Genomic DNA, 24,728 nt, shown 5'->3' on the forward strand with positions numbered 1-24,728 from the left:
GGCTGCCCCCCCCACTCCCCCGAGCACCATGAACACGGGCATCAGCACCTTCAGCTCGACCCAGCTGCCCGCCCGGAACCGCATCGCCTTGGGCGGACCGATCGGGTACCAGCGCTTGCGCCCGATCGGGATGGGCCACAGCACCGGACAGCCCGAGACGGTCAGGGCGTCCCCGATGTCGTGGACCAGTGCGCCGAGCACGATGGGCAGCCCCAGCCACAGGTACTCCTGGCCGGGCTGGGTGAACAGCCAGTCCGCGCCGTTTCCGGGCTTGTCCAGGACACCGGCCAGGATCCACGCGCTGGTCGCGGCGAGCAGCCACACCAGGACGTCGCTGCTGGAGCCCCGGGCGGCCCGCCACAGCAGGCCCTCGATCGCCAGCACCATGTGCACGAACAGGAGCCCCAGCACCGCCCAGCGGCCACCCGTGATCGCCAGCGCCGATGCGCCCGCGCCGATCATGACCGCCCACAGCCAGGTGTGCGTGAGCGTGCGGTGCCCACCGGAGCGGCGCGGGTCGCCCTGCTTCCTCGTGGACTTGTAGGCGGCGTAGGAGAGCTTGTCGACGATCTCGCACAGCCAGCGTGAGACGGGACCGAAGGACCGGGAGATCGTGGCGGCCTTGTGGTCGAGATCCGGCGCGAGCGCGGCGCCGGCGCAGATCAGCGCACCGGCGAGCAGGACCGGCCAGGGCATCGTGTGTCCGGCCGCGGCCGCGGCCGCACCGACGCCGAGCCAGGCGGCGGCGCCCGACAGTGAGTGTGCTGGTCCCATCATGGCCCTTGCCCGCCCTATCCCTCATGTGCCGCTGTCCAGTTGACCGGGTGCGATGACGCTCCGTCGGCGACACAGCGTAGCTGCCGTGATCTTCGGGTCGGCATCCGATTCCCCTCTCAGGACCGGGGGCAGGCAAGATGGGGTCGTGACCCTCATCGATCAGCTGCCGCCGACCGCAGATCCCGACGCCCTGTACGAAGCCTTCGAGTCCTGGGCGCAGGAGCGCGGTCTGGCGCTCTACCCCCATCAGGAGGAGGCGCTGATCGAGGTGGTCTCCGGGGCGAACGTGATCGTCTCGACGCCCACCGGCTCCGGCAAGAGCATGATCGCCGCGGCTGCGCACTTCGCGGCCCTCGCCCGCGACGAGGTCACCTTCTACACGGCTCCGATCAAGGCACTGGTGTCGGAGAAGTTCTTCGAGCTGTGCAAGATCTTCGGCACGGAGAACGTCGGCATGCTCACCGGCGACGCGTCCGTGAACTCCGACGCCCCGGTCATCTGCTGCACCGCCGAGGTGCTCGCCTCGATCGCGCTGCGCGACGGCAAGCAGGCGGACGTCGGCCAGGTCGTCATGGACGAGTTCCACTTCTACGCCGAGGGCGACCGGGGCTGGGCCTGGCAGATCCCCATCCTGGAACTGCCGCAGGCGCAGTTCGTGCTCATGTCGGCGACACTGGGCGACGTGTCCTTCTTCGAGAAGGATCTCGCCCGGCGCACCGGCCGCCCCACGGCGGTGGTCCGCTCGGCGACCCGGCCCGTGCCGCTGTCCTACGAGTACCGGTACACCCCGATGACGGAGACCCTCACCGACCTGCTGGACACCCGGCAGGCGCCCGCCTACATCGTGCACTTCACCCAGGCGCAGGCGGTGGAGCGGGCGCAGGCGCTGATGAGCATCAACATGTGCTCGCGTGAGGACAAGGAACGGATCGCCGATCTGATCGGCAACTTCCGCTTCAGCACCAAGTTCGGCCAGAACCTCTCGCGTTACGTGCGGCACGGCATCGGCGTCCACCACGCCGGCATGCTGCCGAAGTACCGGCGCCTGGTGGAGAAACTCGCCCAGGCCGGTCTGCTGAAGGTCATCTGCGGCACGGACACGCTCGGCGTCGGCGTCAACGTGCCCATCCGGACGGTGCTGTTCACCGCCCTCACCAAGTACGACGGCAACCGGGTGCGGACACTGCGGGCCCGTGAGTTCCACCAGATCGCGGGGCGGGCCGGCCGCGCCGGTTTCGACACGGCGGGGCTGGTGGTGGCGCAGGCGCCCGAGCACGTCATCGAGAACGAGAAGGCCCTCAGCAAGGCCGGCGACGACCCGAAGAAGCGCCGCAAGGTGGTGCGCAAGAAGGCCCCGGAAGGATTCGTGGGCTGGACGGAGAACACCTTCGACAAGCTCATCGAGTCCGATCCTGAGCCGCTGACGTCCCGCTTCCGGGTCACGCACACGATGCTGCTGTCCGTGATCGCCCGCCCCGGGAACGCGTTCGCGGCGATGCGGCACCTGCTGGAGGACAACCACGAGCCGCGCAGGCAGCAACTGCGCCACATCCGGCGCGCCATCGCGATCTACCGGTCGTTGCTGGACGGCGGCGTCGTGGAGAAGCTCGACGAGCCGGACGCCTCCGGCCGTGTCGTCCGCCTCACCGTGGATCTGCAGCAGGACTTCGCGCTGAACCAACCGCTGTCCACCTTCGCACTGGCCGCGTTCGAGCTGCTGGACCCGGAGTCGCCCTCCTACGCCCTCGACATGGTCTCCGTCGTGGAGTCCACGCTGGACGACCCGCGCCAGATCCTGGCCGCCCAGCAGAACAAGGCGCGCGGCGAGGCGGTTGCCGCGATGAAGGCGGACGGCGTCGAGTACGAGGAGCGCATGGAGCGCCTCCAGGACGTCTCGTACCCGAAACCGCTGGAGGAGCTGCTCTTCCACGCGTACGACACCTACCGCAAGAGCCACCCGTGGGTGGGCGACCATCCGCTGTCGCCGAAGTCCGTCATCCGTGACATGTACGAGCGCGCCATGTCGTTCACCGAGCTGGTCTCCCACTACGAGCTGGCCCGCACGGAGGGCATCGTGCTGCGGTACCTGGCCGGCGCCTACAAGGCCCTCGACCACACCGTCCCGGACGATCTGAAGTCCGAGGACCTGCAGGATCTGATCGCGTGGCTCGGCGAGATGGTGCGCCAGGTGGACTCCAGCCTGCTGGACGAGTGGGAGCAGCTCGCCAACCCGGAGGAGATGACCGCCGAGGAGGCGCAGGAGAAGGCCGACGAGGTCAAGCCGGTCACGGCGAACGCGCGTGCCTTCCGGGTCCTGGTCCGCAACGCGATGTTCCGCCGTGTCGAGCTCGCCGCGCTCGACCGCGTCGCCGAACTCGGCGAGCTGGACGCGGAGGCCGGTTGGGACGCCGACGCCTGGGGCGAGGCGATGGACAAGTACTGGGACGAGTACGACGACCTCGGCACCGGCCCCGACGCGCGGGGGCCCAAACTGCTCGTCATCCAGGAGGAGCCGCAGAACGCGCTGTGGCGCGTCCGTCAGATCTTCGACGACCCCAACGACGACCACGACTGGGGCATCAGCGCGGAGGTCGATCTCACGGCCTCCGACGCCGAGGGCCGCGCGGTCGTCCGCGTCACGTCCGTCGGCCAGTTGTGAGCGCAGCGGCGGCCGCCGCCGCGGGAACCGGACCAGGCACAGCACAGGGCACAGGAGAAGCGCACCGATGACGAATCCGGCCGAGAGACTCGTCGACCTGCTCGACCTGGAGCAGATCGAGGTCAACATCTTCCGGGGCCGCAGCCCGCACGAGTCCCTCCAGCGGGTCTTCGGCGGCCAGGTGGCCGGCCAGGCGCTGGTCGCGGCCGGCCGGACCACCGAGGGCGACCGGCCCGTGCACTCGCTGCACGCGTACTTCCTCCGCCCGGGCCGGCCGGGCGTTCCCATCGTGTACCAGGTGGAACGGGTGCGCGACGGCCGGTCGTTCACGACCCGCCGGGTCACCGCCGTGCAGCAGGGGCGGACGATCTTCAATCTCACCGCCTCCTTTCATCAGCCTGAGGAAGGTCCTTTCGAGCACCAGCTGCCGCCGGCGCGTGAGGTGCCGGACCCGGAGTCACTGCCGACCGTGACGGAGGAGGTCCGGGCGCATCTCGGTTCGCTGCCCGAGCAGTTGGAGCGGATGGCGCGTCGCCAGCCCTTCGACATCCGGTACGCGGACCGGCTGCGCTGGACCGCCGACGAGGTCAAGGGGGCCGAGCCGCGCAGCGCGGTGTGGATGCGTGCCGTCGGGCCGCTGGGCGACGACCCGCTCGTCCACACCTGCGCGTTGACCTACGCCAGCGACATGACGCTTCTTGACGCGGTCCGCCTCCCGGTGGAGCCGCTGTGGGGGCCGCGGAACTTCGACATGGCGTCGCTGGACCACGCGATGTGGTTCCATCGGCCGTTCCGCGCGGACGAGTGGTTCCTGTACGACCAGGAGTCGCCGATCGCCACGGGCGGGCGTGGGCTGGCCCGGGGCCGTATCTACGACCTGGACGGGCGGCTGCTGGTGTCCGTCGTCCAGGAGGGTCTTTTCCGCGCGCTGTAGGCCGTGCGTCAGCCGCTGCGGCGGCGCAGCCAGCCGAACAGGCCGCGCGTCGAGGGGGTCGGCTCGTCGTATGCGTCCGACTGGTCGTACGCATACGACTCGTCCTGCGCGTCAGGTGCGTCAGGTGCGTCAGGTCGTTCGTACCGTGGTGAGGGACGCTGCCGGACGGGTTTCGGGAAGAGCCGCGGCGCGGGCCTCGCGGCACGGGCTTCGGCCAGGGTGTTCGTCAGGTCGGAGCTCAACCAGTCGATCTCGTCGCGGTCCTGTGCGGTCATGATCTTCTCGATGAGCTGGGCGGCGGGGGAGCCCGGAGCGGCGTGCGCCGGCGGTCCCGGCCGGAACCTGTTCAGGTGCGCGCGCTCGTAGGGATCGTCGACGATCTCCGCGACGTGCGGCGGGCCGAGGAAGGCCGCCAGCACTCCGGCACGCTGCCAGGGGTCCTCCGTCTGTCGGAGCAGGAAGCCCAGATGGCGTCCCCGCCAGTTCCGGGGCCGCAGGTCGACGCCTGCGGCCAGCTGGCTGCGCAACACCTCGGGCGTCCGGCCCGTGAGCAGGAACGCGTTCGTCCGGTCGGCACCGAACTGCCGCAGTTCTTCGGCGAGATACATCCATACGACGGCGCGATACCGGTTGAGGTAGAAGTTGACGGGCACCACCAGTCCCACTCGTGCGAGACGGGTGAACCGGGTGGGCGGCACCTCCAGGATCGCCGCGCCCTCGCCGGTGCCCACGGCGTGCACCTGCCGGCGCAGAGTCTCGGGAAAGCCGGGTTCCGCACGCAGGCGGTCGATCTCGGCCCGGGCCACCCGACGGCCCCCTCCCCCTTCGTCGGGTGTCGTCCTGATCCGCCCGAGATGTACGCCGAGGTCGAACTCGCTTCGTTTCAGGCTCAGTTCGCGTGCCGCCCGACCGGGCACGAAGGATGTGGCGTGCAGGCGTGTGACGGTGTTCCCGGACATGGTCGATCTCCCCCGTGGAGTGAGTGGAGTGAAGCAGGCCCGCGCCCTCGGCGGTGGCCCCGGAAAAAACCGTACCCGCGGACGCCGATTTCGTGGCGGCCTGTGGATAACTCCGGACGGGAGGATGAAACTGCAGGTCAGAGGCCTGACAGTGGGGCGCGGTCAGGGTGCCGGGAGTCCATGGTGAGCTGTTCGCCGACCCGGTTCACGAGCAGGGTCATCTCGTAGGCGATCCGGCCCATGTCGGCGTCCACCCCGCTGAGCACGCACAGACAGCTGCCCGCGCCGGCCGCGGTGACGAACAGCACCGCGTCGTCGAACTCGATCATCGTCTGACGTACCCGGCCCGCCCCGAAGTGACGGCCCGAGCCCTTGGCCAGGCTGTGGAGGCCGGATGCGACGGCGGCGAGGTGTTCGGCGTCCTCCCGGCGCATTCCGGTGCTCGCGCCCGCCACCAGCCCGTCGTCGGACAGGACGAGTGCGTGTCGTACGTGGTCGACGCGCCCGGCCAGATCGTCCAGCAACCGGCCCATTCCCTGATTGCCCACCATGTCCCGCTCCCCCGTGTGCCATTCCGGTATGCCCCCGTGCGCCCCCGGCTCGCCGGAGGAGCGCACATCACCCTTCCCCAGGGACGGTCGCCGGAGCAAGGAGGACGGCGGCATGGCGCAGAAGTCGACTTCCTTCACCGCGTGGCCCGGCGGGATTTCCACGGTCCGTGGCCACCGCGGGACATCGCGAGCCGGCGCCGCGGCCGACCAAGAGCTCAGCTGACCGAGTCGAGCAACCGGGCGGTGTGCATCCGCCCGGCGTACTCGACCAGTCGGATCAGCACTTCCTTCCCCGAGTCACGGTCGCGGGCGTCGCACAGGACGACCGGGGTGCCGGGGTCGAGGTCGAGCGCGCGCGACACGTCCCGGGCGCCGTACGTCCGTGTGCCCGTGAAGCAGTTGACGGCCACCACGAACGGAATGTGCCGGTGCTCGAAGTAGTCGACCGCAGGGAAGCAGTCCTCGAGCCGCCGGGTGTCGGCCAGAACCACCGCGCCCAGTGCGCCCTGGGACAGTTCGTCCCACAGGAACCAGAAGCGGTCCTGCCCCGGAGTGCCGAACAGATACAGGGAGAGACCGGAACGGATGGTGATCCGGCCGAAGTCCATCGCGACGGTGGTCGTGACCTTCTGGTCCACGCCGTCGGTGTCGTCCACCGACTGCCCTGCCTGGCTGAGTAGTTCCTCGGTGCGAAGCGGTTTGATCTCGCTGACCGCGCCCACCATGGTGGTCTTGCCCACGCCGAACCCGCCGGCGACCAGAATCTTCAACGCCATGGGGGCCGACTCGCCGTCGGCGGCGTCGGAGTGCTCGGAGACCATGCATCACTTCTCTCGGGTTCGGGTTCGGGTTCGGAGTCGGGTCGATGAGGTTCGTCTACAGGGCGCGCAGCCCTGCGATCACCTCGCGCAGGATCCGTTCGTCGGGCAACTGCGCGGGCGGCACCGGGCGGCTGACGGTGACGCAGCCCAGTTCCAGCAGATCGCCGAGGAGCACCCGGACCACCCCCACGGGCAGGTCGGCTCCGGCCGCGAGTTCCGCGACGGACTGGGTCTCCTCACGGCAGAGACCGACGAGGGCACGGTGCTCCGGTCCGATCGCCATGCCTTCCGTGCCGGGCGCGCCCGGGTCCAGGGCGACCAGGGCGATCAGGTCGAATCGCACTCCGGTGGGACCGGGTTTCGTCCGTCCGCCCGTCATGGCGTACGGGCGGACGAGCGGGCCGGCCTCGGTGTCGAACCACTGGCTGCCCGGTTCGTGCGGGGCGCCGGTCATGTCCTCGGTCATCAGCGCGGACTCTCGCCTCATCCGACGACGGGCGGCCGCGCGGCGAGGCGCGGGGGCGTGTAGAGGTGCTCGCCGACGCGCTTGACCAACCGTGCCATCTCGTACGCGACCAGGCCGATGTCGGCGGTCACGGCGGTGAGCACGGCCAGGCAGGAGCCGTCGCCCGCGGCGGCCACGAACAGGAAGCCGTCGTCCATCTCCACCATGGTCTGGCGTACGCCGCCGGCGCCGAAATGGCGGCCCGCGCCCTTGGCGAGGCTGTGGAAGCCGGAGGCGACAGCGGCCAGGTGCTCGGCGTCCTCGCGTCTGAGGTCGGTGGAGGCGCCGACGGCGAGGCCGTCGTTGGACAGCACCACCGCGTGCCGTACCTCGCTCACACGCATCACCAAGTCGTCCAGCAGCCAGTCGAGTTCGCCGGACCGCTGGGCCGACCTCATGCTCGGGTCCTGGATCATGCGTGGTCTCCTTCAGTGCTTTCGCTGCCCGCTGCGGAATCCGGGGCGGCTCCACGGCCGGGTTGCCTTCCGCCGCCCCGGGCCCAGCCCTCCCGGTACGCGGCCATGCGGTTCCGTGCGAGCTCGGGGGTACGTCCTTCGTCGCCGCGCGGGGCGGGCGTCCGTGCTGTTTCCTCCGGGCGCGAACGGCGCAGCTGCGGAGCGAGACTGGCCTGGCGGACCCGGCGTGGAAGGTCGTCCGTGTCTTCGCCGTATCCGTTCACTTCTCCGCGTCCGGCGTCTTCTCCGTATCCGGTGGCTGCTGCGTATCCGGTGTCTCCGTGTCCGGTGTCTTCGCCGTCTACGGGGCCTTCGTCGTCCGGGGGCCGGTGCAGGCGCAAGGCTGTCACTCCGGGAGGCGGTGGAACGTCCGCGGTCGGCTCGGCGGTGTCCTGTGCCGGAGCCGCGAGCGCGGGACGTTCGACGGGCGCGGGGACGGACTCGCGGCGTCGGCCGGAAGAGCCGGCGTCGACCGATTGCAGGTGGTCGAGCGGCCGCTCGGGTACATCGTGCGGTCCGAAGGCGTGCACGTGGGCAGTGCGGGCGTCGGACGCGTGGACTTCGGAGGCGTGCCTGTCGCCTGCCGCCACGCGCGCGTAGGCACGTTCGGTCGGCCGTCCCGCCGCCTCTCGGGCGGCAGCCTCCGGCGTGCCGCTGTGCAGCAGAGCCGTCGGCAGCAGGACGACCGCCGTGGTGCCGCCGTAGGGCGAGGTCCGCAGATGCACCTTGACGCTGTGCCGGGCGGCGAGCCTGCTCACCACGAACAGCCCGAGCCGGTCGCTGTCGAACAGGTCGAGGGCCTCGGACTGGGCGATGCGCCGGTTGGCCTCGTCGAGGGTCTCCCTGCCCATGCCCAGGCCCCGGTCCTCGACCTCCACCGCGTAGCCGTTGCCGACGGGTTCGCCGGTGACGCGCACACGCGTGTGCGGGGGCGAGAACTGCGCCGCGTTCTCGACCAGCTCGGCGAGCAGGTGGGTGAGGTCGGCCACGGCCGTGCCGATGACGGCGGCCTCGGGGAGCTGCCGTACCTCCACGCGCGCGTAGTCCTCGACTTCGGAGACGGCGGCGCGGACGACGTTGGTGAGGGAGACCGGCATCCGCCAGGCCCTGCCGGGCGCCGCGCCGGAGAGGATGATCAGGCTTTCCGCGTGGCGCCGCATGCGGGTGGTGAGGTGGTCGAGCCGGAAGAGGTCGCTGAGCTCGTTCGGGTCGTCGGAGCGGCGCTCCATGCTGTCCAGGAGGCTCAGCTGGCGGTGGACGAGGACCTGGCTGCGGCGGGCCAGGTTGACGAACACCCCGGAGATGCCGCTGGCGAGTTCGGCGCGCTCCACGGCGGCGCGCAGAGCGGCCCGGTGCACGGTGTTCAGGGCTTCGGCGACCTGTCCGGTCTCGTCCTCGGAGGGAGGACCGGGCGGAGCTTCGGCGCGCACGTCGATCTGCTCCCCTGCGCGCAGTTTCCCCATCGCCTCCGGGAGTTTGCGCCGGGCGATCTCCAGAGCGCTGTTGCGCAGGCCGACCAGTTCGACGACGAGCCCGCGACCGATGCGCACGGAGATGACGAGCGAGGCGACGACGGCGGCGAGGCCCAGCAGAACCGCGGCCCCGGGTGCCGTGAGCAGACCGCGGGTGAGGGGGTCGGCGCGGTCGGCGACGTCGCTGCCGGCGTCCGCCTCGATGGTCCGCATCCCGTCCTGCACGCGGGCGCGCGCCGAGTCCCAGGTGCTCGCGGGAGCGGCCGCGATCGCCTTCGCTCCCGGCCGTTCGGCCAGCACGCTGTCCTCGGAGGCCCTCAGGACCGCGTAGGCGCGGTCGGCGGCGAGACGGCGCCAGGCGGTGTGCTCGGGTCCGCGCAGGTCCTCGGTGGCCGACCCGGTGAGGGCGCGACGTGTGTCGACGGCGCCGGTGAACAGTCGCAGGCGGTTTCCGTCGAGGCGCCCGTTCAGGCGTGCCCCGGCGAGCACCGCGTCCTCCTGGGCCAGGGCCTCTCCCGCGCGGGAGAACTCGAGCAGCACGCGCGCGTCGGAGCCGAGTTCGGCGTCCTGGATGCCCGAGAGGGCGCCGCCGACCGCGAAGGCCGACGAGATGGCGCCGGTGTACCGGCTGTAGGTCGTCTCCCAGCCGGCGCTGCCGTCGAGCACGGCGGTCCGCAGCGAGGTCAGTCGTTCGGCGCCGGAGACGAACGCCTCGAGGCGCCGGGCCACGCCCGCGGGCAGGTCCTGGCCGTCGGCGACGGTGCTGTCGTCGCCGAGCCGCAGGACGGACACCGCCTTGTCGGTGCGTGAGGCGAGCGTTTTCAGGTCGGCGTCCTGCCCGGGTGCGGGACGGGTCGCGTACCGGACGGCCGCCGTCCGTTCGGCCTGGAGGGCGGCCACGGCGGCGGCGACGGGGGCTCGGACCTGGGAGTCGACGCGCTGCAACTGGCGCAGCCGGGAGACGTCCTGTGCGGTGCTGACCGTGGCGTAGGCCCAGAGGGCGAGCAGGGAGACGACCGGCACCATCAACAGGCAGACGATCTTGGCTCGTACGGTGCGCGGCTTGAGACGCCAGCCATCAGCGCGCGGGATCGGCGCGTCGAGGGACGGGTCCGTCGAGGGGTCCGTCCGTTCGTCCGGCCCTTCGTCGGCCGGGGGTCCGGCGTGTGCGCGCCGCCCGCGCGCGGGGGGCGGCGCGTCGGCGCCGGCCGTCGGGGTCCTGCGGGGTGTGCGCATGGCCTCCTCGCTCGGAAGGGGGACTGGGACGGGTGTGCCGGCCGGTCAGACGGTCCGGGCCTGTGGTCGCCCCGGACCGCCCTGGGCGATCTCCACCGCCTGCTGTGCCGAGGCGGAGGCCGCGCGCTCCCCCGTGGTGGGCGACAGCGCGACGAAGGCCGAGGTGAGGAAGAGGTAGGACCCGAGGCCGACGGCGAGGGGGAAGATGAACTGCATCGCCGTGGCCCCGGGCAGCGCCTCGCCGGAGGGCGTGACGTGCACCCGCACCGCGAACATGCCGGTGTAGTGCATGCTGCTCACCGCCACGCCCATGACGAGGGAGGCGAGGGTGACGGCGATCGGCGACTTGATGTTGAGCGCCGCCCACAGTGCCGCGGTCGCCGCGACGACGGCGATCACGACGGAGAGTCCCACCCGTACCGCGTCGTAGGTGACGTCGCCGTGCAGCCGGACCGCAGCCATGCCCAGGTAGTGCATGCTCGCGACGCCCAGACCGGTGGTGAGCCCGCCGATCAGCAACGCGCGCGTGCGGTCGCCGCTGTAGCCGACGGCGAAGACGCCGGCGCAGACCACGACCATGGCCACGAGAAGGCTGAGCACGGTCAGCGGGACGTCGTAACGGATGTCGGTGCCGCTGACGCCGAATCCGAGCATGGCCACGAAGTGCATGGTCCAGATGCCGGTGCCGATCGCCGACGCGGCGGTGATCAGCCAGTTGCGGCGTGAGCGCCCGGAGGCGCCGAGCGCGCGCATGGTGCAGCGCAGCCCGAGGGCGGCGCCGATGCAGGCCATCGCGTACGACAGCACGGGGGTCAGCCAGCCGAAGGCGGCGTGGTCCAGGTGTCCCATGGCCACGGGACGGTAGCCGGGCCATGGAGGCACAAGGGCGGCGCATTTCGAAAGCTGTTGGAATATGACTCAGCGGTGCGCCTGAACGATCGGGTCACGCTCGAACGTGTGCGCCGAGGCATCCTCCGGGACGGTGAGGGATCATGCGGAGAATGAGCGACCGTCACACACATGTTCAGGAGTTCTTCGGGGCCCGCGCTGCCGGGTGGGACGAGCGGTTCCCGGACGACGGTCCCGCCTACTCGGCCGCGGTCGGCGGCCTCGGGCTGCGCGAGGGGGACCGTGTGCTGGACGCGGGCTGCGGCACCGGACGGGCTCTGACGCCGCTGCGTGCCGCTGTGGGGCGTTCGGGAGTGGTCGTCGGGGTCGATCTGACCCCGGCCATGCTGGAGGCCGCCGTACGGGCCGGACGCGACCGGGACGGGCGGCTGGTGCTCGCGGACGTCACCGCGCTCCCCCTGCGTTCAGGAGCCCTGGACGCCGTCTTCGGTGCGGGCCTCGTCGCCCACCTGCCACGGCCGGCGGAGAACCTGATCGAGTTGGCGCGCGTGGTGCGCCCCGGCGGCACACTGGCGCTGTTCCACCCCGTCGGCCGGGCCGCGCTCGCGGCCCGCCAGGGCCGTCGGATCACGCCGGAGGATCTGCGGGCGGAACCCAACCTGCGCCCGCTGCTGGCGGGGTCGGGGTGGCGTATGACGTCGTACGTCGACGAGGACGCGCGGTTCCTGGCAGTGGCCGTACGCAAGGACTGAAGCATCACTCGCCTCCGCCGACCGCTCGCACGAACGCGTCCGGATTGTCGAACATGACGTTGTGGCCGGCGCCCGGCACCGTGACCACGCGCACCCCCGCAGCCTCCAGCGCGTCCGCTCCGTCCAGCGGGCCGGTGAGCTCCCCCTGCAGGTAGACGCGTTCCACCGAGTGCAGCCCGGTCAGGATCTCGCGCATGACCGGATCGGATCCGCGCCGCAGACCGACGGCGCTGCGGTGCAGTGCGCGCGGGTCGGCGAGCCGCATCGTCGCGGCCCACAGAGGTCCGACCTCGTCCAGCACGCGCGCGTACCCGAAGGCGACGAAATCGTCCTCCGCGTACGAGGCGATGCCGCTGCTGCCCGCGGCGGGCGGCGGGCAGGCGTCGAGATTGGCCTCCGTGAGCACCAGCCGGGCGACCAGGTCGGGCCGGCGATGGGCCAGGACGACGGCGACGGAGCCGCCCATGCTGTGGGCGACCAGCTCGGCGCCGGTCACCTTCGCCGCGTCCAGCGCGGCCGCCAGGGCGTCGGAGTGCTCCTCGAGCGTGTAGCCGAAGTCCGCGGGACGGTCGCTGATGCCGTGCCCCGGCAGATCGACGAACATGCTCCGCCGGCCTGCCAGTTCCGGCCGCGCCGCCACGTGCGCGTGGTACACGGTCGAGGCCGCGCCCAGCCCGTGCACGTACACCCGTGAGGGGCCGCCACCCCAGGTCTCCGTCCACCGCACTCGACTGCCCCTGTCGTCGAACTCGGTCTGCTGCATCGCTCTGCTCCCCCTCTGATCACCGTCGTCGTCCGTCCGGCTCGATCACCGTCAGGATCGCGACGACGATACATCGGTGTCGAGGTATTACGTCAACGGCGTATTCCCTGCCCGGTGTACCAAGTCGGCGAGGTACCCCTGTTCTGCGGCAGAATGCGGGCATGCTGGAGCTCGCCGTCCTCGGCTTCCTGTTCGACGCCCCCCTGCACGGCTACGAGCTGCGCAAGCGCATCACCGCGCTCACGGGGCACGTGCGCCCCGTGGCCGAGAGCACCCTTTACCCGGCCATCAAGCGCCTGGAGAAGGCGGGCTTCCTGGTACGCGCCACGGAACCCGGCGCAGTAGCCGCTCCGCGGCACGTCCTGAGCCTCACCGCCGACGGCCGCGACGAACTGCGCAGACGGCTCGCCGAACCCGATCAGCGCGACATCACCGACGAGAACCGCTGGTTCACGGTGCTCGCCTTCCTGCGGCACCTGGACGACTCCGCCGCCCAGGCCGCTGTGCTGCGCCGCCGGCTGGCCTTCCTCGAGGAACCGGCGAGCTTCTTCTACGACGGCGACCGTCCGGTGCGGGCCGAGGAACTGACGGACCCCTTCCGGCGCGGCGTCCTGGCCATCGCCCGGGCGACCTCACGGGCCGAGCTCGCCTGGCTGCACGACACGCTCGACTCGCTCGACGGCTGAACCGTGACGTCAACCCCGTTCCCTTCTGCCTCCTGACGGGCAACTCCAGGGTGAGCAGCGGGAGATGGACAGCCCGTCGACGCATTGAGGCACTGGGAAGGCGGTCGGCATGTTCGATGCGATACGCAAGGCCTGCGGAAGACTCCTCGACGCAAGGCGCGCGCGGTCCGGTCCGGGCGGCGCGGGGAGTCCGGACGAACCCGCGCGCACGCATGCAAAGCGCACGCACAACCTGTTCGAGGCGGCCGCCGTGTATGTCTCGGCCTGCGCGGAGGACGATCAGGACCGGATCGACGAGGCGGCGGACTGGGTGTCGCCGGAGGCGTTGTCCTTCGGCGTCAACGAACTGGCCTGTCGCGCCGTCATCGCCCTGGCACGGGAACGCGACGAGTCGCCGCAGACCGTGGCTCGCGAACTCCTCGGACTGCCGGCGGCGTGACGCATCCGACGGCCACCTGTGGTCGATTCGCCCCGTCCGGCCGGAAACCTGCAGCTCCGGGTGTCGGCCAGTCGTGACAAGCGCCTTCTCGCCGCACTAGGGTGCGCGCGGTTGGACGAACCGATGGGGAGGCTGGGATGGCCGGGACGGACGAGGACACCGTCGCCGCCGCGGACGATGCGCTCTATGTGCTCACGGCGGTGCTGTTGACGCCGGCGAAGTTCCCGAGCGCGCTGGGCGACGACTATCCGGAGGCCTGCGCGGCGCTCGGCATGCCGCCGCTCGCCGACGGGTACGGCCTGGTGCTGGGCCAGGACGGCGGCGGGGCACGGTGGACCGTCGTCATCGACGACGTGTCCTTGGTGGCCGTCGCCATCGCGTCGTGGGACTGCGGTATGGAATACGACCTGTCGCCCGACGAGCGGACGGTCGTCGCCGCGCTGCCCGGCTGGCCGCTGGCGGTCGCCGTCGCGGCTCCCGGCGTGCCCGCTCCGCACGACCCTGCCCCGGACGTCGCGGACGGTCCCGCACTGACGCCTCCGGACACCAGCACCTGGGGTCCGGCGCAGCGTCGGCTGGGCGCCGACGAGATCGCGCTGCAGTGGGCCCTGTGGCGGGAGCAGATCGACGACACGGAGTTCGCGTCGTCGCGGGAACGCGCGGAGGCAGCCGCGGGGGCCACAGGCGACGGCGGGCGTGAGGGCGAGGCCGGCGTACCCGGGCCCGACGTGGCCGGGTCCGAGGTGCACGGGTCCGAGGCGGCCGGCAAGGCGTCGCCGGGCGGGCACAGCGGGATCCGGCGGGTCCTGGCCGAGGTGCGCGCCTACGTGGACAGCCCGCCTCCGCTCGGGCGGGTGCGGTCCTCCTTCGCTCCCGGTGACGCGCGAACGCTGCGCGCCGACGGCCCGGGATGGTCGCTCGTCGCCAGGACCGACGACATCGCTTTCGTACTGCTCGACGACGAGCCCGGCGAGGTGCTGCCGGTCGGCCGCGGTCCCGAGCTGCCCGGACTGCTGGAGGCGCTCGACAAAATGGCCGTACGACCTCTGTGAGGCCGGTCGGGCCTTCGGGGCGGACGACGGGGACCGCCACGCGGTCCCCGTCGCTCAGCGGCCGAGCTCCTTGCGCGTGACACGGCGCAGCCTGCGCCGTTGTGAGGGATCCAGCGTGAGGTAGGCCGCCGCGGGCACCCCCACCACGATCAGCAGGGCTGCCCACCAGGGCAGCCAGATCAGCAGGAGGAGCCCTACCGCCACACCCCCTGCGGCGATCTTCGCGTTTCTCGACATGTGCGTCGCCTCCTTCGCGGCCGTGTGCCGCTCTCTGCCATGAAAACGGGTCCACGCCGCCCGCGGTTCCGGAAGCGACCCTGAGACGTCCCTGAACTACGCCCCCGAGATGCCCCCGAGGCACCGAGGCGCCGAGGATTCCTGGGCTTGCCGGCCGGACCCGGCGGACGTACCGAAGGGATCGACCCCGATCCGCCCGCCGAAGCACCGGGCCGGAGTACCGGGCCGAAACACCGCGCACCTTCCTCTCCCGAGTGCTGTACCCTCGGCGACTCCGCCCTGGTAGTCAAACTTGAGGAGCAGGCTCATCGCCGTGCAGAGGGTTCCCACGGAAGTATCACCCGAGATCTCCGAACTGGTCCGCTGCTGTGCCCTGTTCGTACCCGGCACCCCGGCCCGCACCGGCCGCGTCGCCTTCTGGCGACCCGACGGCGAGGCCCCTCCCGTGACGTGGTCGCGGGGCCGGCTGGATCCGACCGGGAGTCTGTCCGTCGTCCGGCCGACCGACGCGGGCGTGGCGGTCATCCGCGTGCCCGTCCTACTGCTGCCGGTGCTGGACGCCCTTCCCGTCCTCGTGCACGCGCGTACCGCCGCGGACGCCCACCGCTCCGCCGCGTTCTGGGGTGCGGCCGCCCTGCTGTCCCTGCGGTTCGCGGCGCGCGGCCTGCTGCTGCCCGGCCTGTCCGCGCAGGACCACGACGCCTGGCGGGCCGGCCCGCTGGGTCCGGACGACGTCGAGCAGGTGCGTCGACTGGCCGCCTCCATGCCGCCCGAGGCGCACGCCGTACCGGTGGACGACGCCCCGCCATTGCGGCTCCCCGCCCCCGAGCGGCTGCTGCGCGCGTTTCTGGACGCCCTCGTGGACGCGCTGCCCCGCACGCCCGCCGCGGAGCTGGTGACCGGCGGGCCCGCGTACGCGGCGCGAGAGCCGCGAGCGATGCCGGAGCTGCGCGACTGGGCGGCCGACGTCGCCGCAGGCCACGACGCCGGCGTACGGATCTCGCTGCGGATCGAGGTGTCGGGCATCGGAGTCCCGGAAGGCGCCGGACGTGAACCGCAGGCCGGGGCGCCGGCGGCCGGCGAACGCGACGCCGCCGAGTCCGAGTCCGGGACCGGCTTCCACGGAGCCGGTGCGATCGCCTCCCCCGGCCTCGACGTCGGCCTCGACGGAGCGATGCCCGGCTTCCGGGCCGTGCCTCAGGTGCACAGCGTCAGCGATCCCGCGCTCGTCGCCGACGCAGCCGCGATCTGGGGCGGCCCCGAGGCGACGCGCGAGGCGTTCGGACCCCGCGCGCGGACGGACACCCTGCTCGCCCTGCGCCGTGCCGCGCGGGCCTGGCCCGCACTCACCCCGCTGCTGTCGGCCGCGGTCCCCGACGCCGTCGATCTCGTCGACGAGGAGATGATCGAACTCCTGGGGGACGGTGCTCGAGCACTGGCGAAGGCAGGCGTCGAGGTGCACTGGCCCCGGGAGCTGGTCCGCACGCTGACCGCCCGCGCGGTCGTGGGCCCCCCGGACGAGGGCTCGGGATCGCCGCGCGCGGGGTCGCCGACCACAGGGTCGGACACGCCGTCGTTCATGTCTGCCGACGCCCTCCTGACGTTCACGTGGCGGTTCGGGCTGGGCGGACGACAGCTCACGCGTGAGGAGCTGGGCCGCCTGGCCGAGGCGAAGCGGCCGCTGGTGCGGCTGCACGACCGGTGGGTTCTGATCGACCCGGAGGAGCTGCGTCGTGCCGGTGCCCGGCAGGACCGCGAGTTGACTCCAGTGGATGCTCTGAGCGCGGCTCTGACGGGCTCCGCGGAGGTGGACGGCCACCGGGTCGACGTGGAGCCCACCGGGTGGCTGGCGGCCCTGCGAGAGCGGCTGACGCGTCCCGAGGGCCACGAGCCGGTGGCACAGCCCGCCGCACTCGAAGCCACCCTGCGCGACTACCAGCGCCGCGGGCTGGACTGGCTGGCCCGGAACACGGCCCTAGGCCTGGGCTGCTGTCTGGCGGACGACATGGGGCTGGGCAAGACCGTCACGCTGATCGCCCTGCACCTGCACCGCCAGACGGACGCCTCGTCCGCAGGTCCCACCCTCGTGGTCTGTCCGACGTCCCTGATGGGCAACTGGCAGCGGGAGATCGAGAGGTTCGCCCCGGGCACCGCCGTACGCCGCTTCCACGGCCCGCGTCGTGACCTCGCGGCGCCGGCCGACGGGGAGTTCGTGCTCACGACCTACGGCACGCTCAGGATGGACGCGCAGCAGCTCGGCTCGGTCGCGTGGGGCCTGGTCGTGGCGGACGAGGCCCAGCACGTGAAGAACCCTTACTCGGCGACCGCTCGGGCGCTGCGCACCATCGGCACACGCGCGCGGGTGGCCCTCACCGGCACTCCGGTGGAGAACGATCTGTCGGAGCTGTGGGCGATCCTGGACTGGACCACGCCAGGCCTTCTGGGCCGGCTCGGCCACTTCCGCGCGCGCCATGCGCGAGCCGTCGAGGGCGGCGGAGATCCTGCGGCGGCACAGCGGCTCGCCCGCCTGGTCGGACCGTTCCTGCTGCGTCGGCGCAAGTCGGACCCGGGCATCGCGCCGGAGCTGCCGCCCAAGACCGAGACCGACCGGCCCGTCTCCCTCACCGACGAGCAGGCGGGCCTGTACGAGGCCGTCGTGCGCGAGACCCTGGCGGCGCTCGCCGGGGCCGACGACATGGCGCGGCGCGGCATGATCGTGAAGCTGCTGACCGCTCTCAAGCAGATCTGCAACCACCCCGCGCAGTACCTCAAGGAGGACAGTCCGAGGACCGCCGGGCGCTCGGGGAAGCTGGAACTCCTGGACGAACTGCTCGACGTCCTTCTCGCCGAGGGGGCGAGCGTGCTGGTCTTCACGCAGTACGTGCGCCTGGCACGGCTGCTGGAACGGCATCTTGCCGCGCGGGGCGTCCCCACCCTGCTGCTGCACGGCGGTACGCCGGTCGCCGAGCGCGAGGCCATGGTCCGGCGCTTCCAGGACGGCGAGACACCGGTGTTCCTGCTGTCCCTGCGGGCCGCGGGCACCGGACTCAACCTCACGCGCGCGGAGCACGTCGTGCACTACGACCGCTGGTGGAATCCGGCCGTCGAGGCACAGGCCACCGACCGCGCGTACCGCATCGGCCAGACCCGGCCCGTGCAGGTGCACCGGCTGATCGCCGAAGGAACGATCGAGGACCGTATCGCCGACATGCTGCGACGCAAGCGGGCTGTGGCCGACGCCGTCCTCGAGGCCGGAGAGGCGGCGCGCACGGAGCTGACGGAGCTGACGGACGCCGAGCTGGCCGATCTGGTGGAGCTGCGAGGGAGCACGCGATGAACGGGCACGAAAGCGCCGGGCGGCGCGGCGAGGGACGCATTCCGGGAAGCGAGGAGCGCACGTTCGCGGCGCTGCCTCCCGCGCCCGGGAAGGGATTCGCGCAGACCTGGTGGGGCAGGGCGTGGCTCACGGCGCTGGAGGACGGCGCCATGGACGCGGAGCAGGTGAGGGCGGGCCGACGCCTCGCGCGCGCGGGCACCGTGGGCGCGGTGACCGTGCGGCCGGGCCGCGTCACGGCCGTCGTCCGCAGCCATGACCGCACGCCGCACCGGGCCGACGTGCTGCTCGACACCCTTTCGGACGCGCAGTGGGACCGCTTCCTGGGCCTGACGGTCGAACGGGCCGGCCACATGGCGGCGCTGCTCGACAGGGAGATGCCGCCCCATCTGGTCGAGGACGCCGACGCGGCGGGTGTTCACCTTCTGCCGGGGCTCGGCGACCTCGAGGCGGCATGCGACTGCGGCGCCTGGGACCACTGCGGTCACACGGCGGCCGTCTGCTACCAGGTGGCAAGGCTGCTCGACCAGGATCCTTTCGTCCTGCTGCTGCTCCGAGGCCGCGCCGAAGGGGTCCTGCTGGACGCCCTCCAGGCACGCGTCGCCGGCACTGCGGCGGCATCGGCGTCGAAGGCGCCCCGAACCGAAGGGGTGGACGCGGCGGAGGCGTACGCGGCCGGGGACATCCTGCCCGCGCTGCCCGCCACGCCCGCTCTCCCGCCCGAGCCGGGCGTTCCGCCCGCGTTGGACACGGACACCCCGCCCCCGGCAGCAGTGGAACCCGCCGCGCTGGAGTTCCTGGCCGCCCGGACAGCCGCCGCGGCGCACCTGTTGCTCGCTGAGGCGCTGCGCGAGCCAGCGGGACGAGGCGCAGGCGCCGAGCCGTTGTCGGTCGGCCAGGACGCCGTAAGGCTCGCGGCCGGTGCCGTGGGCTTCCATCCGGGCGCTCACGGGCTCACCGCCGCGACGGAACGGCTGGCCGCGGGATCCGGCCGCAGCGGTGAGCAACTGGCCTCGGCCGTACGGGCCTGGCGGCACGGCGGGCCGGCCGCCCTGTCGGTCTTGGAAGAGGAGTGGGCCGTCGAGGGCGATGCGCTCACCCGCGCGCGGGCCGCGCTGGAAGCCGCCTGGGAGGACGACGAGCGGCCGGTCCTGCGCGCGCGGGCCAACTGGTGGACGGTCGTCGACGAGGCATGCCAACTCCGACTGGGGCGGGACGGTCGCTGGTGGCCGTACCGCGAGGAGGGCGGTCGCTGGACGCCGGCCGGGGACGCCGCCGACGACCCGGCGACGGCCCTGGCGACAGCTCGCCCCGACGGCGAGGAAGTGTCGTCCCGGGCGGAGACGCCGTCCCCGCCGGAGGCATCGTCCCCGACGGACGTGGCTTCCGCCGTCACACCGTAGACACGCGGAGCGGCGTGCCTCACGTACGTCGCAGACTGGGCCGGTGGCGCCGGCTACGGCGCAAGGTCCCCCACCGAGGGCAGCAGCGACTCCAGCCCGCTGGGCAGTTCGGTCGGCAGCGTGCTCGGCAGCTCGGTCGGCAGTGCGGTGGGCAGATCCGTCGGCAGCGCACTGGGGAAGTCGCTGGGAAAGCCGCTGGGGAAGCCGCTGGGCAGGGCCGACGGAAGGCGGTCCGACGGCTCGGGAGAACTCGTGGCGCTGCCCCCGGTCGTAGGTTTGTCGTCCGGCGAGTCGCCGCTTCCGGAGGCCATCAGCACGACGGCGACGACGGCCGCGGCCAGGATCAGCAGGGCGAACACCACGAAGAGCGGGTTCCTGCGTCGTCGGCCGGGGCCGCCGGGGCCACCGGGCGCGCCGGTTCCGAAGGGGGCGGTGGGCGGTCCGAAGCCGCCCGGCGGCGGCATGTCACCGGGCGGTCCGGGCGGCTGAGGCGGTACGGGCGGCATGGCCATGGCGTCCAGCGTGACCGTGAACCCGTTCGGGGGGCGACCCCCGCACGCGACTTGATACCGGTTCATGGCATGGAGGGCATGATTCCGGCGTATTGCGTACGGAGACCGACCGCAGGAGGAACACGGTCGGCGGCACGCGCGCGTGTGGCCCTTCGACTCGACGCACACACGCACGCGTGCGTGCGGTCAGCTCCGGGCGCCCAGCAGGTGGTCCATCGCGAGCTGGTCGAGCTGCTCGAAGGCCATGCCACGGGCGGCGGCCGCCTCGGGGTCGAAGTCCTCGAAGGCGGAGCGGTCGGCGAGCAGGCTCTCCAGGCCGTCGGCGGCGGTGGCCTGCGCCAGCTCGTCGAGGCGGGAGGCACGCAGGGCCTCCTGGACCTCCGGGTCGCCGCGGAACGCGGCCGCGCGCTCCTTGAGGATGAGGTAGTTGCGCATACAGCCCGCCGCCGACGCCCACACGCCGTCGAGGTCCTCGGTGCGCGGCGGCTTGAAGTCGAAGTGCTTCGGGCCCGCGTAACCGGCGCTCTCCAGCAGGTCGACCAGCCAGAACGCGGCACGCAGGTCACCGGCGCCGAAACGCAGGTCCTGGTCGTACTTGATGCCGGACTGGCCGTTGAGGTCGATGTGGAAGAGCTTGCCGGCCCACAGCGCCTGCGCGATGCCGTGCGGGAAGTTCAGCCCGGCCATCTGCTCGTGGCCGACCTCCGGGTTGACGCCGTACAGCTCCGGACGCTCCAGGCGCTCGATGAACGCCAGGGCGTGGCCGACGGTGGGCAGCAGGATGTCGCCGCGCGGCTCGTTCGGCTTGGGCTCGATGGCGAACTTCAGGTCGTAGCCCTGCGAGACCACGTACTCGCCGAGGAGGTCGAAGGCCTCCTTCATCCGGTCGAGGGCCACGCGGACGTCCTTCGCGGCGCCGGACTCCGCGCCCTCACGGCCGCCCCACGCCACGTAGGTCTTCGCTCCGAGCTCAGCGGCGAGGTCGATGTTGCGGATCGTCTTGCGCAGGGCGTACCGGCGCACGTCGCGGTCGTTCGCGGTGAACGCGCCGTCCTTGAAGACGGGGTGCGTGAAGAGGTTGGTGGTGGCCATCGGCACGGTCATGCCGGTGGTGTCCAGAGCCTGCCGGAAGCGCTTGATGTGCTCCTCGCGCTCGCTGTCGGAGGATCCGAACGGGATGAGGTCGTCGTCGTGGAAGGTCACTCCGTAGGCGCCCAGGTCGGCCAGGCGCGTCACCGTCTCGACCGGGTCGAGGGCACGCCGCGTGGCGTCGCCGAACGGGTCCCTTCCCTGCCAGCCGACGGTCCACAGGCCGAAGGTGAACCTGTCGTCGGGGGTGGGCTGGTAGCTCATGCCGGGCTCCTTGCTTGAAGTCTGTCGTGCGGGGGCGGTGGCGAACTATTTCGTCATGGCCGTTTACAAATTAGTATGCGGACGCATCTCTGGGAAGACAGATCCCGTGGAGCCGCGGAAAAACTTGAGGGAGAACCCGATGTCAGCAGCCGAGGGTCCGCTCGTCGTCGGTGTGGACACGTCCACCCAGTCCACGAAGGTCCTGGTCGTCGACGCCGCCACCGGGGCCGTCGTCGCGAGCGGCCAGGCGCCGCACACGGTGTCCGCCGGGGCCGGCCGCGAGAGCGACCCGCGCCAGTGGTGGGACGCCCTGCGCGAGGCGCTGCACCAGTGCGGCGACGCGGCACGCGAAGCCGCCGCCGTGTCGATCGGCGGCCAGCAGCACGGACTCGTCACGCTGGACGAGCGGGGCGAGCCGGTGCGCCCGGCACTGCTGTGGAACGACGTCCGTTCGGCTCCGCAGGCGCGCCGGCTGACCGAAGAACTGGGCGGCGCGAAGTTCTGGGCGGAGCGCACCGGATCCGTGCCGGCGGCCTCCTTCACGGTGACCAAGTGGGCGTGGCTGGCGGAGAACGAGCCGGAGGCCCTGCGCGCGACCAAGGCCGTGCGCCTCCCCCACGACTACCTCACCGAACGCCTGACGGGCGAGGGCACCACCGACCGCGGCGACGCCTCGGGCACCGGCTGGTGGGCTTCGGGAACCGAGTCGTACGACGCGGAGATCCTCGCCCATGTGGGTCTCGACCCGGCCCTGCTGCCCCGCGTGGTGCGGCCCGGGGAGGTGGCAGGCACCGTGCGCGACAGTCACGACCTGCCGTTCGCCAAGGGAACGCTGGTCGCTCCGGGCACCGGGGACAACGCCGCGGCGGCGCTCGGCCTCGGACTGCGTCCCGGAGCGCCTGTGCTGAGCCTCGGCACATCTGGCACGGTGTACGCGGTGGCCAGGCGCCGCCCCACCGACCCCACCGGAACCGTGGCCGGCTTCGCCGACGCCCACGGCGACTGGCTGCCCCTGGCCTGCACCCTGAACTGCACGCTCGCCGTCGACCGGGTCGCCGCTCTGCTGGGTCTGGACCGCGAAGCCGTGGAGCCCACCGCGCACCTCACGCTCCTGCCCTACCTCGACGGGGAGCGCACCCCGAACCTGCCGAACGCGTCAGGCGTGCTGCACGGCCTGCGTCACGACACGACCGCAGGCCAGCTGCTCCAGGCCGCCTACGACGGGGCTGTGCACTCGCTGCTCGGTGCGCTCGACCTCGTCCTCGACGAGGACGCGGACCGCTCGGCCCCTCTGCTTCTGATCGGCGGCGGTGCCCGGGGCACGGCCTGGCAGCAGACGGTGCGTCGGCTGTCGGGGCGTCCGGTACAGGTTCCCGAGGCCAAGGAACTCGTCGCGCTGGGGGCCGCCGCGCAGGCGGCAGGGCTGCTGACCGGCGAGGACCCGGCCGCCGTCGCCCGTCGCTGGAACACCGCCCGGGGCCCGGTCCTGGATGCCGTCGAGCGGGACGAGGCGGCGCTGGCGAGAATCGCCGGGGTACTCTCCGACGCATCCCCGCTGCTGGAGCGGGGCACGAACACCCACTGACCATCGAAGAAACCGGCCATCCGACAACTCGGAATCGACGGATCGACGAATCGACGGAGGCATGACCGCACCGCTGCACGAGGCCCGGCCGGGCAGCCGGGGGCGCGCGACTCCCGACACCCAGCAGGGCATGCGCCGCCGCAACCTGGCCCGGGTGATGCACGCCGTCCGTGCCGAGGGCTCGCTCTCGCGGGCCGCGGTCGCCTCACGGATCGGTCTGACCCGGGCAGCGGTGTCGACCCTCGTCGACGAGCTCATACGCGCCGGACTGCTCGAAGAACTCGGCCCCGAACGCCCTGGCCGGGTGGGCCGGCCCGGCTCGGCGCTCGCGGTCAGCGGGCGCGGTCCGGCGGGCATAGGCGCCGAGATCGGGGTCGACCACCTCGCGGTCTGTGCCGTCGACCTGCGCGGCGAGGTACGGGCGCGGGCCGTGCGGCACGGCACCAACCGCGGCCGCTCCCCCGGGCCAGTCGTCGAGGAGCTGACCGAGCTGCTGCATCAGGTCGTCACGGCCGCGGAACGCGAGGGGCTGTGGCCGGCCGGGCTCTCCGTCGCCGTTCCGGGTCTCGTGGCTCGGGACGCCCGTACGGTCGTGCGCGCGCCGAACCTCGACTGGCAGGACGTCGATCTCGGCGCCCTGCTGCCCGGGGAGTACCCGTTGACCGTGGACAACGAGGCCAACTTCGGCGGCCTGGCCGAACTCTGGCTCGGCACGGACACTCCGAAGGACTTTCTGCACGTGTCGGCTGAGATCGGCATCGGCGCCGCGCTCGTCGTGGACGGCGCCCTGCTGCGGGGCACCCGCGGTTTCGCGGGCGAGCTCGGCCATGTGCCGGTGCACCCCGACGGGCCTGCGTGCGTGTGCGGCGGGCGCGGATGTCTGGAGCAGTACGCCGGCGAGGAGGCGGTGCTGCGGTCAGCCGGGCTGGAACCGGGCGAGGACCGCGTCGGTCTGCTCGCCGGACGGGCCGCGGACGGCGATCCGGACGTACGGCGTGCCCTGCGGGACGCCGGAACATCGCTCGGAATCGCCCTGACCGGGGCACTCAACCTGCTGGACCCCGAAAGCGTCGTGCTCGGCGGCGCGCTGGCCGGCCTCGCGCCCTGGCTCCTCCCGTCGCTCGAGACCGAGCTCTCCCGTCGCACCGCGGGCCCCGCCCGCCCTGTCTCCGTCTCGCGCCTGGGCCCCGAAGGACCGCTGCTCGGCGCCGCGCACTCGGTGGTGCGGGCGGTGCTGGACGACCCGGCTGCGGTGGCGGAGCGGGTCCGAGCCGGCTGACGGCCGAGCGGGTCCGAGCACCTCGGACCGCGGCCGTCGCGCGCGCTGACCGCCCCCGCGAACCGATCGACGCCGAACACCGAACATGCCGGGCCTGCCGAATCCGTCGGACCTG

The 24,728-nt window shown here is 72.3% G+C and carries 22 protein-coding genes; 10 read left to right on the plus strand and 12 right to left on the minus strand.

All coding sequences use genetic code 11. The annotated features are described in order from the left end of the window. The coding region (locus ACN6LD_RS13195; protein WP_445043242.1) for a metal-dependent hydrolase at positions 1-777 on the minus strand (777 nt) is incomplete at its 3' end. A 145-nt stretch (positions 778-922) separates the two neighbouring features. Here ACN6LD_RS13195 and ACN6LD_RS13200 point away from each other — a divergent pair. Continuing rightward, positions 923-3,436 carry a DEAD/DEAH box helicase gene (locus tag ACN6LD_RS13200; RefSeq protein ID WP_445043243.1) on the plus strand — a complete coding sequence of 838 codons (2,514 nt, stop codon included), beginning with the start codon at positions 923-925 and terminating at the stop codon, positions 3,434-3,436. 67 nt (positions 3,437-3,503) lie between these two features. Further along, positions 3,504-4,370 (plus strand): acyl-CoA thioesterase, encoded by an 867-nt coding sequence (locus tag ACN6LD_RS13205; RefSeq protein ID WP_445043244.1) that lies wholly within the window; start codon positions 3,504-3,506, stop codon positions 4,368-4,370. 8 nt (positions 4,371-4,378) lie between these two features. Here the strand turns inward: ACN6LD_RS13205 and ACN6LD_RS13210 are convergent, their stop codons facing one another. The 7 genes from ACN6LD_RS13210 to ACN6LD_RS13240 all read right to left on the minus strand — a co-directional run bounded on the left by ACN6LD_RS13210 (position 4,379) and on the right by ACN6LD_RS13240 (position 11,218). Further along, on the minus strand, positions 4,379-5,329 hold the full coding sequence (locus ACN6LD_RS13210; protein WP_445043245.1) for a DUF6397 family protein: 951 nt from the start codon (positions 5,327-5,329) through the stop codon (positions 4,379-4,381). Between the two features lie 137 nt (positions 5,330-5,466). After that, entirely contained in the window at positions 5,467-5,880 is a 414-nt protein-coding gene (locus tag ACN6LD_RS13215) for a roadblock/LC7 domain-containing protein (RefSeq protein WP_445043246.1), read from the minus strand. A 215-nt stretch (positions 5,881-6,095) separates the two neighbouring features. Continuing rightward, positions 6,096-6,701, minus strand: coding sequence for a GTP-binding protein (locus ACN6LD_RS13220; RefSeq protein ID WP_057582619.1), 606 nt, complete (start codon positions 6,699-6,701; stop codon positions 6,096-6,098). Positions 6,702-6,756: 55 nt separating this feature from the next. Further along, positions 6,757-7,167, minus strand: coding sequence for a DUF742 domain-containing protein (locus ACN6LD_RS13225; protein ID WP_445043247.1), 411 nt, complete (start codon positions 7,165-7,167; stop codon positions 6,757-6,759). Positions 7,168-7,184: 17 nt separating this feature from the next. Continuing rightward, a complete protein-coding gene (locus ACN6LD_RS13230; RefSeq protein WP_445043248.1) occupies positions 7,185-7,622 on the minus strand; it encodes a roadblock/LC7 domain-containing protein in 438 nt (145 codons plus the stop codon). Further along, a complete protein-coding gene (locus ACN6LD_RS13235; protein ID WP_319188474.1) occupies positions 7,619-10,369 on the minus strand; it encodes a nitrate- and nitrite sensing domain-containing protein in 2,751 nt (916 codons plus the stop codon). The genes ACN6LD_RS13230 and ACN6LD_RS13235 overlap by 4 nt, the downstream gene beginning before the upstream one ends. A 45-nt stretch (positions 10,370-10,414) precedes the next feature. Beyond that, complete coding sequence (locus tag ACN6LD_RS13240; protein WP_319188472.1) at positions 10,415-11,218, minus strand: MHYT domain-containing protein; 804 nt, start codon at positions 11,216-11,218, stop codon at positions 10,415-10,417. Between the two features lie 152 nt (positions 11,219-11,370). Here ACN6LD_RS13240 and ACN6LD_RS13245 point away from each other — a divergent pair, with 152 nt between their 5' ends. Next, positions 11,371-11,970, plus strand: a complete 600-nt coding sequence (locus tag ACN6LD_RS13245) for a class I SAM-dependent methyltransferase (protein WP_445043249.1) — start codon at positions 11,371-11,373, stop codon at positions 11,968-11,970. Positions 11,971-11,974: 4 nt separating this feature from the next. Here the strand turns inward: ACN6LD_RS13245 and ACN6LD_RS13250 are convergent, their stop codons facing one another. Continuing rightward, complete coding sequence (locus tag ACN6LD_RS13250) at positions 11,975-12,733, minus strand: alpha/beta fold hydrolase (RefSeq protein ID WP_445043250.1); 759 nt, start codon at positions 12,731-12,733, stop codon at positions 11,975-11,977. A gap of 161 nt (positions 12,734-12,894) precedes the next feature. Between ACN6LD_RS13250 and ACN6LD_RS13255 the strand changes: the two genes are divergently transcribed. From ACN6LD_RS13255 to ACN6LD_RS13265, 3 genes are all read left to right on the plus strand, one after another. Next, positions 12,895-13,419 carry a PadR family transcriptional regulator gene (locus ACN6LD_RS13255; RefSeq protein ID WP_319188466.1) on the plus strand — a complete coding sequence of 175 codons (525 nt, stop codon included), beginning with the start codon at positions 12,895-12,897 and terminating at the stop codon, positions 13,417-13,419. Positions 13,420-13,528: 109 nt separating this feature from the next. Continuing rightward, on the plus strand, positions 13,529-13,858 hold the full coding sequence (locus ACN6LD_RS13260) for a hypothetical protein (RefSeq protein ID WP_319188465.1): 330 nt from the start codon (positions 13,529-13,531) through the stop codon (positions 13,856-13,858). Between the two features lie 137 nt (positions 13,859-13,995). Further along, complete coding sequence (locus ACN6LD_RS13265; RefSeq protein ID WP_319188463.1) at positions 13,996-14,910, plus strand: hypothetical protein; 915 nt, start codon at positions 13,996-13,998, stop codon at positions 14,908-14,910. 54 nt (positions 14,911-14,964) lie between these two features. Here ACN6LD_RS13265 and ACN6LD_RS13270 read toward each other — a convergent pair whose 3' ends face one another. After that, positions 14,965-15,147 (minus strand): hypothetical protein, encoded by a 183-nt coding sequence (locus ACN6LD_RS13270; RefSeq protein WP_057582629.1) that lies wholly within the window; start codon positions 15,145-15,147, stop codon positions 14,965-14,967. A 313-nt stretch (positions 15,148-15,460) separates the two neighbouring features. On the opposite strand from ACN6LD_RS13270, the gene ACN6LD_RS13275 reads away from it, so the two are divergent. After that, a complete protein-coding gene (locus ACN6LD_RS13275) occupies positions 15,461-18,484 on the plus strand; it encodes a DEAD/DEAH box helicase (RefSeq protein WP_319188460.1) in 3,024 nt (1,007 codons plus the stop codon). Then, the gene (locus ACN6LD_RS13280; protein WP_445043251.1) at positions 18,481-19,884 is read left to right on the plus strand and encodes an SWF or SNF family helicase; all 1,404 of its coding nucleotides are present in this window, start codon (positions 18,481-18,483) and stop codon (positions 19,882-19,884) included. The genes ACN6LD_RS13275 and ACN6LD_RS13280 overlap by 4 nt, the downstream gene beginning before the upstream one ends. A 53-nt stretch (positions 19,885-19,937) precedes the next feature. On the opposite strand, the gene ACN6LD_RS13285 is transcribed toward ACN6LD_RS13280, so the two are convergent. Next, positions 19,938-20,396 carry a hypothetical protein gene (locus ACN6LD_RS13285; RefSeq protein WP_445043252.1) on the minus strand — a complete coding sequence of 153 codons (459 nt, stop codon included), beginning with the start codon at positions 20,394-20,396 and terminating at the stop codon, positions 19,938-19,940. Between the two features lie 186 nt (positions 20,397-20,582). After that, positions 20,583-21,749: a xylose isomerase gene (gene xylA, locus ACN6LD_RS13290; RefSeq protein ID WP_445043253.1), complete on the minus strand. Its 1,167-nt coding sequence runs from the start codon at positions 21,747-21,749 to the stop codon at positions 20,583-20,585. Between the two features lie 139 nt (positions 21,750-21,888). Between xylA and xylB the strand changes: the two genes are divergently transcribed. Beyond that, positions 21,889-23,334: a xylulokinase gene (gene xylB / locus ACN6LD_RS13295; RefSeq protein WP_319188451.1), complete on the plus strand. Its 1,446-nt coding sequence runs from the start codon at positions 21,889-21,891 to the stop codon at positions 23,332-23,334. 61 nt (positions 23,335-23,395) lie between these two features. Beyond that, on the plus strand, positions 23,396-24,613 hold the full coding sequence (locus tag ACN6LD_RS13300; RefSeq protein WP_319188449.1) for an ROK family transcriptional regulator: 1,218 nt from the start codon (positions 23,396-23,398) through the stop codon (positions 24,611-24,613). Positions 24,614-24,728 lie beyond the last annotated feature (115 nt).

The sequence above is a fragment of the Streptomyces sp. SAS_272 genome, from assembly GCF_052543235.1.

What these genes read in the sequence shown, in the direction of transcription:
- ACN6LD_RS13205 (WP_445043244.1), top strand. Translation starts at nt 3,504, where the DNA reads ATGACGAATCCGGCCGAGAGACTCGTCGACCTGCTCGACCTGGAGCAG.
- ACN6LD_RS13210 (WP_445043245.1), bottom strand. Translation starts at nt 5,329, where the DNA reads ATGTCCGGGAACACCGTCACACGCCTGCACGCCACATCCTTCGTGCCC.
- ACN6LD_RS13215 (WP_445043246.1), bottom strand. Translation starts at nt 5,880, where the DNA reads ATGGTGGGCAATCAGGGAATGGGCCGGTTGCTGGACGATCTGGCCGGG.
- ACN6LD_RS13220 (WP_057582619.1), bottom strand. Translation starts at nt 6,701, where the DNA reads ATGGTCTCCGAGCACTCCGACGCCGCCGACGGCGAGTCGGCCCCCATG.
- ACN6LD_RS13225 (WP_445043247.1), bottom strand. Translation starts at nt 7,167, where the DNA reads ATGACCGAGGACATGACCGGCGCCCCGCACGAACCGGGCAGCCAGTGG.
- ACN6LD_RS13230 (WP_445043248.1), bottom strand. Translation starts at nt 7,622, where the DNA reads ATGATCCAGGACCCGAGCATGAGGTCGGCCCAGCGGTCCGGCGAACTC.
- ACN6LD_RS13235 (WP_319188474.1), bottom strand. Translation starts at nt 10,369, where the DNA reads ATGCGCACACCCCGCAGGACCCCGACGGCCGGCGCCGACGCGCCGCCC.
- ACN6LD_RS13240 (WP_319188472.1), bottom strand. Translation starts at nt 11,218, where the DNA reads ATGGGACACCTGGACCACGCCGCCTTCGGCTGGCTGACCCCCGTGCTG.
- ACN6LD_RS13245 (WP_445043249.1), top strand. Translation starts at nt 11,371, where the DNA reads ATGAGCGACCGTCACACACATGTTCAGGAGTTCTTCGGGGCCCGCGCT.
- ACN6LD_RS13250 (WP_445043250.1), bottom strand. Translation starts at nt 12,733, where the DNA reads ATGCAGCAGACCGAGTTCGACGACAGGGGCAGTCGAGTGCGGTGGACG.
- ACN6LD_RS13255 (WP_319188466.1), top strand. Translation starts at nt 12,895, where the DNA reads ATGCTGGAGCTCGCCGTCCTCGGCTTCCTGTTCGACGCCCCCCTGCAC.
- ACN6LD_RS13260 (WP_319188465.1), top strand. Translation starts at nt 13,529, where the DNA reads ATGTTCGATGCGATACGCAAGGCCTGCGGAAGACTCCTCGACGCAAGG.
- ACN6LD_RS13265 (WP_319188463.1), top strand. Translation starts at nt 13,996, where the DNA reads ATGGCCGGGACGGACGAGGACACCGTCGCCGCCGCGGACGATGCGCTC.
- ACN6LD_RS13270 (WP_057582629.1), bottom strand. Translation starts at nt 15,147, where the DNA reads ATGTCGAGAAACGCGAAGATCGCCGCAGGGGGTGTGGCGGTAGGGCTC.
- ACN6LD_RS13280 (WP_445043251.1), top strand. Translation starts at nt 18,481, where the DNA reads ATGAACGGGCACGAAAGCGCCGGGCGGCGCGGCGAGGGACGCATTCCG.
- ACN6LD_RS13285 (WP_445043252.1), bottom strand. Translation starts at nt 20,396, where the DNA reads ATGGCCATGCCGCCCGTACCGCCTCAGCCGCCCGGACCGCCCGGTGAC.
- xylA (WP_445043253.1), bottom strand. Translation starts at nt 21,749, where the DNA reads ATGAGCTACCAGCCCACCCCCGACGACAGGTTCACCTTCGGCCTGTGG.
- xylB (WP_319188451.1), top strand. Translation starts at nt 21,889, where the DNA reads ATGTCAGCAGCCGAGGGTCCGCTCGTCGTCGGTGTGGACACGTCCACC.
- ACN6LD_RS13300 (WP_319188449.1), top strand. Translation starts at nt 23,396, where the DNA reads ATGACCGCACCGCTGCACGAGGCCCGGCCGGGCAGCCGGGGGCGCGCG.